Origin of the sequence: Rhodococcus sp. NPDC056960, from assembly GCF_042674125.1 — a bacterium.
In the GTDB taxonomy this organism is placed as follows: Bacteria; Actinomycetota; Actinomycetes; order Mycobacteriales; family Mycobacteriaceae; genus Rhodococcus_F.
On sequence record NZ_JBHURF010000030.1, the window covers coordinates 73,040 to 88,027 of the forward strand.

Below are 14,988 nucleotides of genomic sequence, written 5' to 3' on the forward strand. Positions count from 1 at the left end.
GCGAACCGCCGCACCACGCGGCGGCTCACCGAGGTAGGTGGAGTTGCCTCATTCGGGTCGGGTGCATGTACGGCGGCCGCAGGCCGGCCAACCCGAAACCGGCCGCTTCCGGTTCCAAGAGCTCGGGTACACAGGCCGGTGGTGTGGTGCGCCCGAGAGTGCCATCGCTATGTAGGTGCGCCGCCGCCCACCGGTCGGCGGCGGGGCAGTGTTCGAACTCCCACCTCAGGACTCGGCCCTCACCATGGGCCCGTTTCTTGCCGATGACATCCAGGCCACCCAGGATCGCGGCAACGGCATCGAGATCTCCGACTCCGCGCCAGGTGACCGTGCGAGTGCTGGTGATCATCAGGGGCATGTAGCGTGCCCGGTAGCGGCCCTGTCGATCCGAGATCACCGCCGGCAGCGTGTGACTGAGTTGCTCGAGCCCGCGGTGATCGGCCCGCGACGCCCAGTGCCGCACCACGGGATCACCGGCCGGGTCCTCAGGGAACGAGCACGTCGCACACCAATGCCAGTCCTCGCCTGCGAGCTCGCATCGCGCCAGTGGCAGCTCGAGGTCGGGCGGGGCGCACTCGGGTGTCAGCGCCGGCACATACTCGCCTCGGTCGAGTGCCGCGGCCTTGTGATCGGCCCACAGTTCGGCCGCGAGGATCCCGTCGAGACTGATTCCCCACGGCGTCGCGTGCGCCAGTCCCGACGACAGGTGCGCCCGTACAACGAACGGTGCCATCTCCTCGGTGCCCGTCATGTCAGCCAGCACAATGCTTCAATGACCTCATCGCGCAGTGGTGCGAGCTCGACGCGCCAGTCCACCCACTGTGGGTCCGGGCCGGCCAACACCACCCGATCCGATTCGGCGCGGACCCGCCCGTGACCTATCGCGCTGCGCCCTCCGAGGAAGCCGTCACGCGCGAATCTGCCCCACACATCGGTGAAGAACGAGATTTCGAGAGGGGTGGCCCGGTCCAGCCGCAAGAAGGTTTCGAAACGGGTTCCCGCAGGGAGTGTTTCGACCTCGAATCGCATCAGCATCGACGAGCTGGCATCTTTGCCGGCTCCGCCCCCCGCGGAGGATTCGGGGAACGTCCGGGTGTCGGTGTCGTCGAATCGGCTGTAGCTCTCCAGGGAGACCAACTCGAACTGACTCATCAACCGGCCGTCATACGCCCGGGTCATGATCGTCTCGGTCTCACGCACCCGCGGGATGACCTTGCCCACCTTCAAGCAGCCGTCGATCGGTGGCTGACCTCCGCCGTTGCCGCCGAACACCCCGATCGGGGGAACCAGCTCCCGCAGTCGCTGCCGCCGGCGACCGGTCAGCCCGTCGCCGGTGACCTTCGTCAAAGAGCCACCGTTGCGTAGCGCGTGCGCCGCCGAGAGCGGGATCTGCCCTTCGTAGCCGATGACATCGCGGAACAGCTCCTCAGCGATCCTGCGCAACCCGCCGCGCAGGGAGTTCCCGGACACGATCGGCACCAGCACCGGCTTACCGTCCGGCTGGATCACCAGCTCGCGCCGGAACAGTGTCGTCGTCGTTCCAGAGTCCTCCCCCTTCTGGGAGATCGAGGACAGCGCGGTCAGCTCGACATCCCAACGCACCGTCGACCTCATCATCTCTTCCTTCCCGAAGTACGAGCGGCGGCCACGGCTTCGGCGACGATCCGTGTGCGCAACACGTACGACGTGGGACGCTCACGCAGCAACGTCAGCACCGGCTCGGACTCCTCACGCAGCAACGTCGCCAGCTCCAGCCGTTGGTCGGTGTTCGTCGGTTCCGATTCGAGGGACCGTGAGACCACCGACCACCACCGGTCGAGATCGCCGCCACCGATGTAGGTGGCGACCCGAACACGGTTCGGCAGGTGCTGGGTCCAGTACGTTTCCCGCCGCCGGCCGACCCATCCCGAATCCCAGTCGATCCCGTAGTGCAACAACAGCAGCAGGCGTTCAGCCGTTGCCGCCGGACCCTCGAGCGGCGGCAGCCCCGCCGGTGCGGACGCGAGCCATCGATCGGTCGGGCTGGTCATTTCGTTCCTTTCGCACTCGCCGACACGGTGGCTCGCAGCGCAAGCTCCCACCACTGCCCGACCTGGCGGTACGGGGCGAGACGGTCCCAGTCCGCGAAGACCGCCGGCCACCGCCTGGGGGCGATCCTGGCGAACACCGGATACGGGGCCGCAGGCTCGGCGAGCATCCGGGCACCGAACCCCAGCGCCCGCAGTCGGCGCATCGCTGTCACCGCCGCGACGTCACGCGTAGTCCAGGGCAGGCACGTGTCCTCGACCGCAATCCCGCCCCACCGTGCGTGCGGCAGGATGTGCTTTCGGCCGGGCCGCAAGGGCACCACCACGGCGGTATCCTGATCAAGTGGCCGCGACAAGATCCGTTCGAGATCCGCCGCGGTCACTGCCCTCATTGCTGGTCGTGTGGTGACCACATGCATGCTTCTGCGCAGATCCGGGTGCTGGTAGGCCCAAGCGCAGGACGTGCACAGCCCACCTTCCGCGGGCGCTTTCCACGAATCGAACCCCGTGAACGTTCGGGAGACCACCTTGGTCACCGCCTCCACCGGAACCGGGGACGCCGCGCATCTCGCACACCGGCCCACCCTCGCCAGTTTGACTGCCTCGCGCGTCTTCGTCGACGCGAATGCCGCGGCGACGACGTCCTGCCGGCCGGCCACCTCGCACAGTTTCCCCACAACACACTCCTCACATGCCCAGGCGTGACTTCAAACCGCCCCTACGACTGGAGGAAGATCCGCACAACGGAGACTGTGTGACAGAAGCTGCGAATCTCGATACGACCGGACACCGCGAGGAGGACGTATGGCGGGCAAGCCCGAACCCGACGGCCTGGACCTGAACACTCTCCGGGCACTGCGCCGACCCCGCCGCGACCTCGCAACTCTCACCGGGCGCATCGCCGGGCACCTCGACGACCACGACGGCTACCTCGCCTTCTCCGGCGGCAAGGACTCACTCGTCGCACTCCACCTCACCCTGCAGGTCGAACCGAACATCCCCGTCGTGTTCTTCGACTCCGGCCTCGAGTACCCCGAGACCTACACCTACATCACCGCACTCGCCGACACCTGGAACCTGAACCTCGAACCCCACCGAGCTGACCCACCACTGCTGACCGTCCTCGCCCAGTCCGGCGAATGGGACCACCAACAGCCCACCCGCCCCACGAGCCAGAAACTGCGCGACATCCTCATCGGTGCACCCTCCCGCGCGGCGCACGCGGCACACGGGCCAGGAGAAATCTGGGGCGTACGCGCCGACGAGTCACCGAAAGGGACCGGACGCTGGTCGCTCTACTACAACGCACTCAACAGCCACGTCACACGCGACTGCGACGGCTGCTGCACCAACACCACCGAGCAACGCCGACACCACGGTGGCCTCATCGACCGAGCCGACGGAACATATGTCTTCGGGCCCATATGGGACTGGACCGTCGACGAAATCTGGGCATACATCGCCCACCACCAGCTACCGGTGAACCCCATCTACGACAAACTCCGCAAACTCGGCACACCCGAACAACACCTACGGGTCTCCCACATGCTCGACGGCGCCTTCCTCGAACACGGCCGCATCACCCGCCTACGCCGCGGATGGCCGGCACTCTTCGAAGAACTCGCCCAAGTCCTCCCCCGGATCCGCGAGTTCGTCTGACGCCTCCGCTTTATATGCGGTGAGGATCAGCATCACCGCCGCGAGCATCGTCCGGGCCAGCCAGCACACCAGCGGGACGTACGTCGCCTTCGGGGCTTACGTCATCTGCGGGGCGACGATCCTCGGGTCGAGCTGGGAGGACCTCGACCGGAACGCCCAGCAGCATGCCCGGTGGCACATCGACCTCGCCGGCGGGCGCTAGGTTCGGGGATCGCCTCCGGGGCAAGGGCGCTCAGGGGTGTCATCGCACATCGGTGTCGGAGCGCGCCGGTAAACTCGTCAACGCACGGAACCACCCACTTCAGGAGTACTCGTTGACTGAGATCATCGACCCCGAAGAAGCCGCCGACAAGCCGAAGCCCGCGAAGAAGCGGAAGCCTCGGAAGGCGGCCGACTTCAACACCGCGATCGGCCCCAACCTCCGGTCGCCCGCCTTCGACAGGTTGCTTGACCCCAAGCTGACGTCGAGCATCATCGACCGGGCGGGGATCAACAAGGTGTTCGCCGAAGGCCTGGCCCCGCACACCGACAGCATCGCGAAGCTCGCCGGGTTCAACATGGCGAACTACAGCGGGGTGAACACGATCGGGAACCTGCTGGACTCGCCGGCGTTCAAGCAGAGCGTTTTGGGGCTGTCGGACGTCGGCAGGACTCAGGGTTTCCTCGATGCGATCAACGAGCAGATCACGTCGAGCATCCGCACGCCCGCCCTGGCCGAGTGGGCGGCGTCCCCGGCAGCGTCCACTGTCACGCCGTCGCTCGGAATCCTCGCTGCCTCGATGAACATCGGCGAAACGAACACGGCAATCCAGCGCATCACCGAGGCCTTGGCGGACACCGCGATGACCAAGGGCATCACCGAACGCCTCGTGTTCAACATGCCGAACCTGTTCCCGTCCATCAGCCCCCTGCGGGACTGGATGGAGGCGAACGACGCAGCCATGACGGCGATGACGTCACCCCTGCTGGACATCGCACGGAACGCCCACGCGCACCTCCGGGACGACGACGAGGACCAGATCGAGTTCGACGTCGACAACACCACGCTGGTTCTGCCGCAGCTCACCGAACTCGCCGAAGCGTACGAGTCGGGAGACTTCGACCAGCCGTCGTTCTCCGCGTTCTCCGAGGCGATCGAGGAGAGCCCCGAGTGGCGCGAGGCCATCGACAACGCTGTGGACCGGGCGAAGGCGGCCCTGTTCCTTCCCCGGAAGACGGTACGCCTGATCATCAAGTTCGGGATCTTCGCGACGCTCACCACCGTCGTGGCGGTCGTGACGATCACTGGCGGCGTCGGCCTGCTTCCGGCCGTCGTCGTGGGCGCGATGAGTGCGCAGGGACCCATGGACCCCATCAACAAGTTCGTCGACGAGAAGCTCCTGCCCGACAAGGAATCTGACCAGGAAGCGAAACCCGAGGAGTAGCGCATGAACGGTGGCGGGGGTTCACCGTGATCAACCTCGGTACCGGTGGTGGCGCCTGCCCGCACCGGAACGGACATCGAGCTGCGGATCCACACCTCCATCGCACCGTTCCGCAGCCGAGGAGTGGTTCCCCGGCAGCAGGGTTCACCGTCACGGTCATCGTGCACCCCGTCGACGCGGCGACGGGCCAGCCACGCTATCTGCCCCCGCGGACCCCTAGCCGCATGCAGAAAGGACACGAGCAATCGCGTCCTTCTCGGCTTGGGTGACCCAGAGTTGATATGCAGCCTTGACCTCGACCTGCTTTGCAACGTACACACACCGGAAGCTTTTGTTGGCAGGCAGCCAGGTCGCGGCGTCGCCGTCGCTTTTTTGCTGGTTCGCCGGGCCGTCCGCGGCGAGGAGATTCCGGGGATCGTTGGCCAGGTTGCGGCGGGTGGTGTCGTCGAGCTGTTGGGCGCCTTTCTGCCAGGCGTCGGAGAGCGCGACGACGTGATCGATCTGCACCGAGCTCGAGGTGTCCTTGCCGCGGGTGAACGCGATGGTCTTGCCGGTATATGGGTCGTTGAGGGTGCCGGTGAGGATCACGCAGTTCTTGGTGCCGTCCTTGTAGGTTCGGTCGATGAGGTCGCGGTCAAGGATGTCGTTGCGGGTGTCGCACCCGTTGTGTCCGCCTGCGACGGTGACGTCATCGGACCATGCCTGGCCGAATTCGTCTCGCGTGTAGCCGGTTTTGGGTGCGCGGCCTTTGACCGGCAGTGTTTCCAGGGTGGCGAGGGTCTGCGCGACGTCAGGAGTTGGGCTGGCCACCATGTCGGCGGTCGGGACTACTGGTGGGGTGCTTGGGCGGGTCTGCGCCTCGAAAGCGGAGACGGTGCCGCAGCCGGTGAGAACTGCGGTAGCGGCGGAGGCGAATAGCACTTTCGTCCGGCGGGTGGTCGTCTGGCTGAATGGCAAGGAGGCTCCCTTGGTGGGCTAAAGCCGAGAGTGGGAAGTGGGGGTTGTCGGCACGGAGGGGCCCTCGGCGATGCTAAGCAGGATGGTGCGGGCGGCCGCGGCGTCGCTGCGGGCTCGGTGTCCGCCATCGAGCCGAATGCTCTTCTCGGTGCCCTCGGCCTGCGATCGCATTCGCATGATGCATCCCCACATCTCTGGGTCGGCGAGGTGTGCGGGGTCGAGACTGTGCCGAGCACAATCATGGAGAACGCGGCCCTGATCGAACTGACTGTTGTAGGAGAGGGTCACTCGGCCAGCGGTCACCGCAATGAGCGCCTGGTGGACCGTAGACCAGCCGGGTGCGCCGATCAGATCGGCCGGGGCAATTCCATGCACGGCGTAGGCGTCCGGGTGGATCGGAACTTCGCCGGGATCGACAAGGGTTTCGAGCAGTGGATTGCCGGTGGTGGCGTCCAAAACGCAGATCTCGATGATCGAACCGTCGAGGTCGGTCGACTCAACGTCCAGCACTGCTGCCCGGCCGGGGACGAGCATGCCCCGTGCCCATTGCTGCGGAGACGTCTGTGTACTGGTCATGCCACCTCCTTCTCGTGATCATCGTGACGGCACCCTCTGACATGTGGTTCTGACTCCGGCACATATGCCGACCCGGAGAAGCTCCTGGTAGCGCTCGGGCGCCGTCTCCCGACAAGGATCGGGATGACGGCGCCCGAGAGGCTGGGGCCACACCACCGGACTGCTTCCTAGCTGTAGGAATGCTCAGGTTCGCGCTCACTGGAGACCTGCCCGTCGGTGCTCGGCGGCTGATCTCCTCCCTGCGATGTAGCAGCATCTGCGACGTCGGTTGTCTCAGTCGCGTCCTTGCTGGCGCCACCACGCGCGGCCTTACTGGAGGCGTTCTTCCGCTTCTTCGGGGCGGTGTAGCCCATGGCTGCGAGCTCTTTGGCCGTCCATCCGCCTTCGATCGCGTTCTCGTGGGCTGTCCTGATTGCGTCTACAGCTGCCTCGCGTGCGGAATCGAGCGCGGCGAGCTCTTCCACTGCTTCCCCGATGGCTCCGACAAGTGCGACTCGTGTTTCGATTGCCTTCTGCGCCAGTGCTTCCGCATTCTTTCGTGCGGTCTCGATTGCCTTCTTGTGGGCTGCTGGCGTAATCGTCATGTGTCACTGTCTCCTTCGTCTCTGCGGTCGTGCCGCACGTCGCGACACGACTTGTGACCGGTCTGGTCTATAGTGGCGATCGTATTGTTCCGCTTCGGGATCAAGCACAGGGCACTGTCCCCGACGGTCACAGGAAGCGTGCGGGAACCATGCCCGGACGGACGGCGCTGATCTGGATGAGCTGCCCGGTCTGCGGTGCTTCAAGCATTTTTCCGCCACCGAGGTAGATCGCGACGTGGTTGGCCCCGTCCGCCTGCCAGTTCCCGAACAGCAGGTCACCGGGCTGGGCTTGGTCCATGCTGATCTGCTGGCCTGCCCGGAACTGTTCCTGTGAGGTACGGGGCAAGACCTTCGTGCCGCCGGTACCGATGTAGTAAGCGAAGCGAGTGAGCCCAGAGCAGTCGTAGCCGACGGTAGCTCCGCCGGTGCCGTCACCCATCGACGGTCCGGTGAGAAGGCCTCCGCCCCATTGGTAGGGCAATCCGATCGCACGCATCGCCGCTTCGATGACCGCACGCGCGAACTCGAGGTTGCGGGGAAAGCGGGGATCGAAGGTCAGATCGCTGACTGCGGTCGGGGCGAGCATTCCTGTCAGGGAGGGGATGCCGGCCGCAGTGGTGGGTGCTCCGCTGACGACAGGAGGCAGGACAAACGGATTCGTCTCGTGTGGCGGAGTCGATGACGGTGCCTGAGCTGCGGGTCCCGCTGCGTGGGCGACACCGGCGGGCCCGGGTTCCGGGCTGGGGGCGGGCAGGACCACCTCGGGAATCAGACCCTGCGCCTCGGGCGGGAGCTGTTCCCTGGCGCCTACAGCGGCATCCTGGACTTCCGGTGGAATGGCGTTCTCGATCTCAGCTTGCCAGTCGGCGGGCAACTGCTCCTGCGCCTGCTGCACGGCCCGGGCCGCGTCGTCGAGGTAGGGCTGCGGGTCCGGGACATACTGGGCGACAGCTGGCGGTAGTTCCTGTGCGACCGCCGCGACGCTGTCGGTGATCGCGGGGTCCACTCCGCCGCCCTGGGCAGCTGATGCGCCGGCCACTGCGACGCCGACGATGATCGATGCGAAATCCATGATGTCTCCTAGCCGTTGGTGCGGCGGCCAAGGGCGGAAGTACTGTCTCGATGACCGCGAGGGTGTCGTGCGATCACCGACAGTAGAGATGGACCTGTACAACTCGACCGAACTCACAACCGGGGCAACCCAGTCGGGCATCCACAACTGCCAATAGCGCGTGGAGAATTGGACCGGATGCGGAAGATCAAATAGAGTGTGGGTACTGAGAATGCACCGGGTGAGTCGGAGGCACACCATCTTGCAGGTGGCCTCCGACTTTTCTTTCTGCTCACAGCCCCTTGCCATCTCGTCGTCCGGTATGAGCGTCGGCGCCGGAGGCCTCCTTCCCGTCCGTTGTGTCCGCGGTCGGATCCGCATCGCCGTGTGGCGCGGCCTTCACCACTCTGAATTGCGCCGACGCCGCGAAGATATCGGGATGAAAGGTCAGGTCGGGGCGCCGGTTGCGCGGCTTGTCCGCAGTCATGACTGTGTGTTCCTTCCGGTGAGGTGAATCTGTCACGAACGCCCCGCCTCGACTCGTCATGCCGTCTCGTGATCGACAAGTTGGACGACCAGGCGCTCCCCCGGTTGCTGACCAGGCCGCTCGTACGGCACAAAATGAGCCCCCACCACCTGCAGCTGCATTCCTCGTGGCAGCAGATGGTGCGAGTTGTCCACGCGGGAAGATTGCCCGTAGTACATGCCCCGGTCGGTCTGGATCTCGAAGACCACATCGGTAGGCCGGGCGGTCGAGTCCAGCTCGTGCAGCGAATGGGTTGCCGCAGTGAACCGATCGAACGACAGGACCGTCCCCGGCGATAGCGTCGAGGGCAGATCCGACGGGTTCACGACCGCGTGGGGAATGCTCACCGAGGTATACACGAGATGACCTCGTCCGGATTCGCGTTCGTATCGTTGGATTGCCCTGTCCACTCGTTGGACCTGCTTGCGGCGAGCATCGTCGAGCTCGACAGCGTCGCCGGCCACCGCGGAGAGGGCGCTGTTCGTCTCCCGCCAGGTCTTCGGGTCCGACGTCAACGATGCGAGCGCCGTGTACTGGGCTTTCGGCATGGCATCGAGGACGCGGCGCTTCGCCGCGGATCGGGTGTTCCGTTGTCGTGCCGAGAGTGTGCGACGGAGTTCGATTCCCGGTGGCAGCTGGGGGCGTAGCCGAGAGTTTCCGATTGCCGCCGGCGTGGGCCGTGGATAGGCACGGTTGAGGTCCCGTTGCGCTCGGGTCAATCCCGGTAGGTTCTCGGTGGCGGTGTCGAGTTCTCGTGCTCCGCTGCGGAGATCAGCGCGGGTGTCGTAGGCGTGCTGCGAGATCAGGGCGCCTTCCTTGCGGGTGGCGACGTCGCTGTCGCCCCGGTCGGGATCGAACACACCGTCGCCGCGGTCTGGGCTGATCCGGTCATGGCTGCGGCCCATCAGTTGCGCCGATCGAATCCGGTGACGTCGCCGCGCAGCTGGGCCAGCGCCTTTTCCCGCGCCTGGTGTTGATCGGCCAGGTCGGTGGCCAGGTCACCGATTGCCGACGCTGCGAGGTCATCATTCGCCGAGTTGACCAGCAGTTCTCCGAGCGCCGGTGCGTGAGCGTCAATGCGACCGAGAGCCGCCGTACCGTCGATGGAGTCCTGAAGCATCAGTAGGTCTTGGTGATACGTCCACAACGCTGCGACCCGCCCGATCAGTGATTCTTTGACCTGGTCGAACCACCGTCGCTGCTCGTGGTGGACAGTCCGAGCCGCGTTAGCCTCGGCACTGACTCCCCTCGTGGGTTCGCCGACGCTGGCCCGGAAAGTTGCCAGCTCACCGCAGTGGCAGAGAATCACACGGAGTTGGTCCTCGAGATCGAGCCGGATGCGGTGGATGTCGAGGCCCTCGTGACTCCATGCCGGCACTTCACGAATATCGTCGACGATCGCGGACGCCGTCATGGCCAGACGAAGTTCGAAGAAGTCGCCGCCGGCCCAGACGTAGGCATCGAGCTTGGCAATGCTGCCGCGGATCATCTGCTTGTCCGCCGCGGCCAGCCTGAGCCGGTCGCGGCGGATCCACCACCACATCGCGAGGACCTCCACACCTGCAGCCGCGGAGATGAATACCGTCAGATCCGTGACCGGCGACTGAAACAGCGGATTCATGTCGAGTAGGACAGGAATCATGCCGATCAGAACGGGTGCGATCACGACGAGGGGAATCTCGACAACGACACCGCCGTTCGTCCTCCCGAACGGGACCTGCGTGCGCCAGATATTCCGTCGGGGATAGGAATTCACGTCGTGGGCGGTAAAACCCAGCTCCGCTCGCTTTGTGACGATCGTGGCCACCCTCGGCGAGAGGAGTTGTAAGTGGATACGGTCGAGCGCCGTCAAAAACTGGTCGCTCTCGGGGTCGATCTCGACGCGGTCGATCAGGTCCAGAACAGCGCGGGCCGCGGGGTCGCCCGCTTCTGCCGGGATCATCGGCGTAGCTCGCTTCGCCCGATGGACCGCTGCTCGCTGACATGCCGCGATTCGGTGTCATTCTTTCCGGGATAGGTCCGTGGATCCGGCCGGCCCGAGGGGTGATGAGGGAAACCCTCGAATGCTTCGACGGCGGTGTCGCACTGCGCATGCTCGCCGGCCCATCGGATGTGACCGCAGCGGCAATAGGTGGCATCTTGCCATGGGTTGTAGGTCTTCGGTTCGTGATGCAGATCGATGCACCGGTGCCGCGCCCCGACCTGCACACCACACACTGCCAGCCGGCTCAGAACATGGCGGGTGTACGACCTCGCGCCGCTGTGAACGCGCTTGTCCGTCCGGTGGTCCGCCGGACCGGATGACAGGTCAACGTCCTGGTGAATACTCAACACTTCTCCCATCAGTGGTTGTCTCGTCAGGTCTCAGGTACGCGCAGATCTCACGCCCCGACGGGGTCGGATTTGGACCTGCGGGTGGTGTCCTGTTCGCGGCGCCCTACCGCGCGGCCGAGCAGTCGATCGAGACTCTCGTTCACCACGTCGGGGCGCTCGAGGCCGACCATGTGCCGCGCTCCGCTCACCGGGATCAGTTCGGCGAGGGGAAGAGCCGCCGCGAGTCGCTGTGAGTGCCCGATCGGGGTCACCCTGTCCCGGGTTCCACAGATGATCGACGCCGGCACCTCCGCGAGCACGTCGAGCGCCGGGGAAGCGTCGTAGATCCGCAGATCACGCAGGAAGGCGGCCACGGTGGCGATCGGCGTCGCGTGGACCATCCCGTAAGACGTGGCGGCGGCACGGACACTTGCACTCGGAGCAAGCGGGCAAGTTGCGCCGACCACCGGCGACAAGATGCGACGTGAGAGATTCCAGCTGCGCCCGACGAGCCCTGGGGCGTGAGCTGATGCCGACCGCAACAACGTCACCGCCGGCGTATTCAGTGCGCGCCCGATGCCGGCGCCAGCGACATTGTCGACGGCGGTCGAGATCAACCCGGCTCCCACGACTTGCGCGGCCGCGGCCTCTTGGTGATGGGCGATGTAGGACATCACGGCCATCCCGCCCATCGAGTGCCCGACGAGGACAATCGGACCCTTTGGCGCCACCGTGCGAATCACCGCATCCAGGTCCCGTCCAAGCTGGCTGATCGTGTAACTGTCGGTGACAGCCGCGCCGGATCCACCATGGCCGCGGTGATCGAAGAAGACCAACCGGGCACGCCCACGCCAGGCCTCGGCCAGGCAGGCCCGTTGCGGTGCCCAGGCGTCCATGTGGAGACAGAATCCGTGCGCGAAAATCACAGTGACCGGCGCCATCCGGGATCCGATCTCACGCACCGCAAGAGAGGTGCCGTCGGCGGTGAGGACGAGGCGTGTGCGATCCCCGGGGGCCCTCATCGCTGGCCATCCAGACCTCGGGCCAACCATCCGCATCCATACTGGTCCGCGCGGTGACGCCCGGTGAGCGACTCTGAATGAAGGTGGCGGCGGATTTTCTTCGCGTCCGTCGGGTGGATACGGCGAACCTCAACATTCATCGGTACCACTCCTTAGTCCTCACGACAGCAATTGCGAGGACCATAGGTCCGGACCTTGACTGCCCCACCTGGACCGCGAGCGATCGGCAACTCCGCCACAACAGACGCACCTCCGTCGTAGGAAGTGCCACCACTCCCAATCATCCGGAGGAAGATCCACACAACTGGAGTTGTGTGACATGTCTTTGGACAGAACCGATGGGTCTTCATCCACAGGCCGACATCGCTCAGCATGATGTCCGCGCCCGGAACACCGTTGGGGCGGCGGCCGTCCTATTTGAAGGCCAGTCTGCCGGTCATCGACACTGTGGCTCCGCGCCTATCGACGGATCACCGGCCACGCCCCATCGACCGTCCTTCCCAGAGGGATCTCGGTATACACGATGTCCTTTACTGAGTAGGCGATCGCCCCGCACCGAGGGCACTGCCCGGGCAGCTGTTGGTGTCGGATCATTGCCCAGTGCTCGTCACACAGGAGGTAGTCCACGCGAACGGCGAAGTGGCAGCAATCCTTGACGACCACCGCCCAGCGGGCCGCACGCACGAAGCCGACGGGGTCACCGGGGAAGTACTGAGGATGCTCCGCGCAGAACTCACACGCCAGTTCCGTCTGAACGATCGACGGCATCGGGGCGGATCGGTCCGCATCGTCCATACCGAAAACACCTCCCAATCTCGAAACCAGTCACCCGGCCCTCGACACCTCAGCCGAAGAACACGTTCGATCGCGCGCCGATCACGGCATCACCACCCCGCTCAGACACTCAATTTCGGATCGGTGGTCGCCGATACACTTTCCGAAACCTGCTCGCCGCCGTTTCGTACTCATCCATCCACGCGCCCAAACTTGTTCCCTCCTCGTACGGAACCGAAGCGAGAATCACCAACCTCTGATCGATGGTCGCAAGCAACTCGTCCACCTCCTCCGCTGGAACGGGGGCTCGTTTTCCCCTCAGAAGGAACCACGCCACCAAGTTAATCGTCAACGGATAGACATCCCCGAAAACTAGACGCAACCCTTTGACTGCCTCCCGCAGCCGCTCGCCGCAATCTCGCTGTGAGTCCGAACCCTCGGTAGCAGCAGCAAGTTCGAGCACCAACTCGCGAATGCCGATCAGCTGCGCAGGCAGTGTCGGATCGGTCAACCGCGTCGCCCTATGTCCACGACGCCGAGCCACATCAAGCTTCCTCACAGCTAATACACAGGCGACCGAAAAAATGAAGACGGTCACTCCAGCAACCGCCGCCCACATCCCCGTCGATGAGGGCGCGATCGACTCCCCATGCGATAGACGCAAAGTCGCGATGACGCCCAAGCTCACGACAATCGCGTAATGCCCAACGAGGAACCTGATGCAGTCGATGTTATTCGGGGAATAAGCTAGGAAGATTGGGAGCGTCAACCCAAGATAGCCGACCCAACAACCGACCCCTACCCACCACCCGGTTTCCCCACCCTGAACGTCGACAACCATGAGCGCCCACAACGCCACACCGACAGCACATGCTAACGACACACTTCCCACAGCAACAAGACGAAGAACCTCGTCACGATTGAAGATCGGCCTTACCCGTATATCACTCACTCCCCTCATTTTTCCTTCCCTTGTGTTGGGAACACCCAGACCGTCCCCCCGGGACGTTCATCCGCATCCCACCTCGGCGCGGTTGAACTTGGCCACCACCACCAGGCAAAACCTAGGACTCCTTGCGCGTTTAGATCCAGACGATCCACCACATCGGGGGGACCGCGATCGCCAGCCCGGTTCCGAACACGAGGAAGGGGGCGAAACCGAACTCCCCCACATCCTTCCGGCGTCCGATAAATTTCACCCACAGCATCACCACGAGCGCGAGGACGTTCGGAAGCAACATCCCTGAGAGCACATTCATCCATCCGACCCATCCCAGGGCAGCACCCAGAATGAAACTCAAACGCACGTCGGCGAGCCCAGGGTAGCCGCGGGAGACGATCGCGAAGGCAAGATTGAACGCGAACACCAGCATGCCGGCGAGAAGCGCGCGCCCACCTGCCGCAGGATCTTGATCCACCGCCACAGCGAATGCCCCGAACATCAGGCCCACTGCAGTGGTCAACCGGATCAACGTCAACGGAAACCGCAGCGTGAAGTGATCGATCCACGCTGCCCACACGCACAGCAGGCTCAGTGCAAGCCAGGCCGTCAAGATCGCGTCGCCGCGGGCGAGCAGCACGGCGCCAAACCACATTCCCGCGGTCGTAGCCGCAGGAACGATCCGCCGGCCAGTTGCCTCTGATGGAATATCGACCGCCTTACACAACCGGGCCATCATCGGCGCTATTGCCGCACTCAACGCCGCACCAACTGCAGCGCAAGCGCTTGCAGCCCACCACAGCCCTGTCGTGCCGTATTCGGCATCAAGCCACTGAACCGCGAACCACACCACCACACTCGCGACGACGACAATCCCAGCAGGCGCGTACACCGTCGCCGACAGATGATCACTGCGTTGCCCTGCCGCATCTTCAGCACCGACGGCCGGCGATTGTGGCTCCTCGCTGGGACCACTGCCCGCCAGCTCGGACGTCGGTTCGGTCATCTCGGGCACTCCTCCGCAACTGTGCGACAGACATAAGGGACAGATCGACACTAGCCGTCCACCTGGACAGTCTCAGCACCACCGAACCGATGCGGGAGCCCGCCCACTGGAAGGGCCCTTCGAGAAACC

At 64.8% G+C, this 14,988-nt stretch carries 16 protein-coding genes and 2 pseudogenes; 4 read left to right on the forward strand and 14 right to left on the reverse strand.

Going from position 1 to position 14,988, the window contains the following annotated elements:
* Nucleotides 1–25 precede the first annotated feature (25 nt).
* Genes ACFTWF_RS36220 through ACFTWF_RS36235 form a run of 4 tightly spaced genes read right to left on the reverse strand, consistent with a single transcriptional unit; the run spans nt 26 to nt 2,704 of the window.
* Entirely contained in the window at nt 26–751 is a 726-nt protein-coding gene (locus ACFTWF_RS36220) for a hypothetical protein (RefSeq protein WP_378465891.1), read from the reverse strand.
* Nucleotides 748–1,617 carry an RAMP superfamily CRISPR-associated protein gene (locus ACFTWF_RS36225; protein ID WP_378465892.1) on the reverse strand — a complete coding sequence of 290 codons (870 nt, stop codon included), beginning with the start codon at nt 1,615–1,617 and terminating at the stop codon, nt 748–750. Before ACFTWF_RS36225 ends, ACFTWF_RS36220 begins: the two co-directional genes overlap by 4 nt.
* Entirely contained in the window at nt 1,614–2,030 is a 417-nt protein-coding gene (locus ACFTWF_RS36230; protein WP_378465893.1) for a hypothetical protein, read from the reverse strand. Before ACFTWF_RS36230 ends, ACFTWF_RS36225 begins: the two co-directional genes overlap by 4 nt.
* Nucleotides 2,027–2,704, reverse strand: a complete 678-nt coding sequence (locus tag ACFTWF_RS36235) for a hypothetical protein (protein ID WP_378465894.1) — start codon at nt 2,702–2,704, stop codon at nt 2,027–2,029. The genes ACFTWF_RS36230 and ACFTWF_RS36235 overlap by 4 nt, the downstream gene beginning before the upstream one ends.
* 127 nt (nt 2,705–2,831) lie before the next feature.
* On the opposite strand from ACFTWF_RS36235, the gene ACFTWF_RS36240 reads away from it, so the two are divergent.
* The 4 genes and pseudogenes from ACFTWF_RS36240 to ACFTWF_RS36255 all read left to right on the forward strand — a co-directional run.
* Nucleotides 2,832–3,686 carry a phosphoadenosine phosphosulfate reductase family protein gene (locus ACFTWF_RS36240; protein WP_378465895.1) on the forward strand — a complete coding sequence of 285 codons (855 nt, stop codon included), beginning with the start codon at nt 2,832–2,834 and terminating at the stop codon, nt 3,684–3,686.
* Nucleotides 3,687–3,705: 19 nt separating this feature from the next.
* Nucleotides 3,706–3,888 (forward strand): hypothetical protein, encoded by a 183-nt coding sequence (locus ACFTWF_RS36245; RefSeq protein ID WP_378465896.1) that lies wholly within the window; start codon nt 3,706–3,708, stop codon nt 3,886–3,888.
* 112 nt (nt 3,889–4,000) lie between these two features.
* A complete protein-coding gene (locus tag ACFTWF_RS36250; protein ID WP_378465897.1) occupies nt 4,001–5,110 on the forward strand; it encodes a hypothetical protein in 1,110 nt (369 codons plus the stop codon).
* Between the two features lie 45 nt (nt 5,111–5,155).
* A pseudogene (locus ACFTWF_RS36255) lies at nt 5,156–5,331 on the forward strand (N-formylglutamate amidohydrolase); the annotation flags it as partial.
* On the opposite strand, the pseudogene ACFTWF_RS36260 reads toward ACFTWF_RS36255, so the two are convergent.
* From ACFTWF_RS36260 to ACFTWF_RS36305, 10 genes and pseudogenes are all read right to left on the reverse strand, one after another.
* A pseudogene (locus ACFTWF_RS36260) lies at nt 5,330–6,067 on the reverse strand (HNH endonuclease family protein); the annotation flags it as partial. The pseudogenes ACFTWF_RS36255 and ACFTWF_RS36260 overlap by 2 nt on opposite strands.
* A gap of 18 nt (nt 6,068–6,085) precedes the next feature.
* On the reverse strand, nt 6,086–6,643 hold the full coding sequence (locus ACFTWF_RS36265; protein ID WP_378465898.1) for a 3'-5' exonuclease: 558 nt from the start codon (nt 6,641–6,643) through the stop codon (nt 6,086–6,088).
* Between the two features lie 167 nt (nt 6,644–6,810).
* Nucleotides 6,811–7,227, reverse strand: coding sequence for a hypothetical protein (locus ACFTWF_RS36270; RefSeq protein ID WP_378465899.1), 417 nt, complete (start codon nt 7,225–7,227; stop codon nt 6,811–6,813).
* A 127-nt stretch (nt 7,228–7,354) separates the two neighbouring features.
* Nucleotides 7,355–8,299 (reverse strand): NlpC/P60 family protein, encoded by a 945-nt coding sequence (locus ACFTWF_RS36275; RefSeq protein WP_378465900.1) that lies wholly within the window; start codon nt 8,297–8,299, stop codon nt 7,355–7,357.
* Nucleotides 8,300–8,570: 271 nt separating this feature from the next.
* Entirely contained in the window at nt 8,571–8,765 is a 195-nt protein-coding gene (locus tag ACFTWF_RS36280; protein WP_378465901.1) for a hypothetical protein, read from the reverse strand.
* A 56-nt stretch (nt 8,766–8,821) separates the two neighbouring features.
* Nucleotides 8,822–9,709, reverse strand: a complete 888-nt coding sequence (locus ACFTWF_RS36285) for a hypothetical protein (protein ID WP_378465902.1) — start codon at nt 9,707–9,709, stop codon at nt 8,822–8,824.
* The gene (locus ACFTWF_RS36290) at nt 9,709–10,746 is read right to left on the reverse strand and encodes a hypothetical protein (protein ID WP_378465903.1); all 1,038 of its coding nucleotides are present in this window, start codon (nt 10,744–10,746) and stop codon (nt 9,709–9,711) included. Before ACFTWF_RS36290 ends, ACFTWF_RS36285 begins: the two co-directional genes overlap by 1 nt.
* Before the next feature lie 439 nt (nt 10,747–11,185).
* Nucleotides 11,186–12,139, reverse strand: a complete 954-nt coding sequence (locus tag ACFTWF_RS36295) for an alpha/beta fold hydrolase (RefSeq protein WP_378465904.1) — start codon at nt 12,137–12,139, stop codon at nt 11,186–11,188.
* 904 nt (nt 12,140–13,043) lie between these two features.
* Nucleotides 13,044–13,865: a hypothetical protein gene (locus tag ACFTWF_RS36300; RefSeq protein ID WP_378465905.1), complete on the reverse strand. Its 822-nt coding sequence runs from the start codon at nt 13,863–13,865 to the stop codon at nt 13,044–13,046.
* 130 nt (nt 13,866–13,995) lie between these two features.
* On the reverse strand, nt 13,996–14,859 hold the full coding sequence (locus ACFTWF_RS36305; RefSeq protein WP_378465906.1) for a hypothetical protein: 864 nt from the start codon (nt 14,857–14,859) through the stop codon (nt 13,996–13,998).
* Between the last annotated feature and the right edge of the window lie 129 nt (nt 14,860–14,988).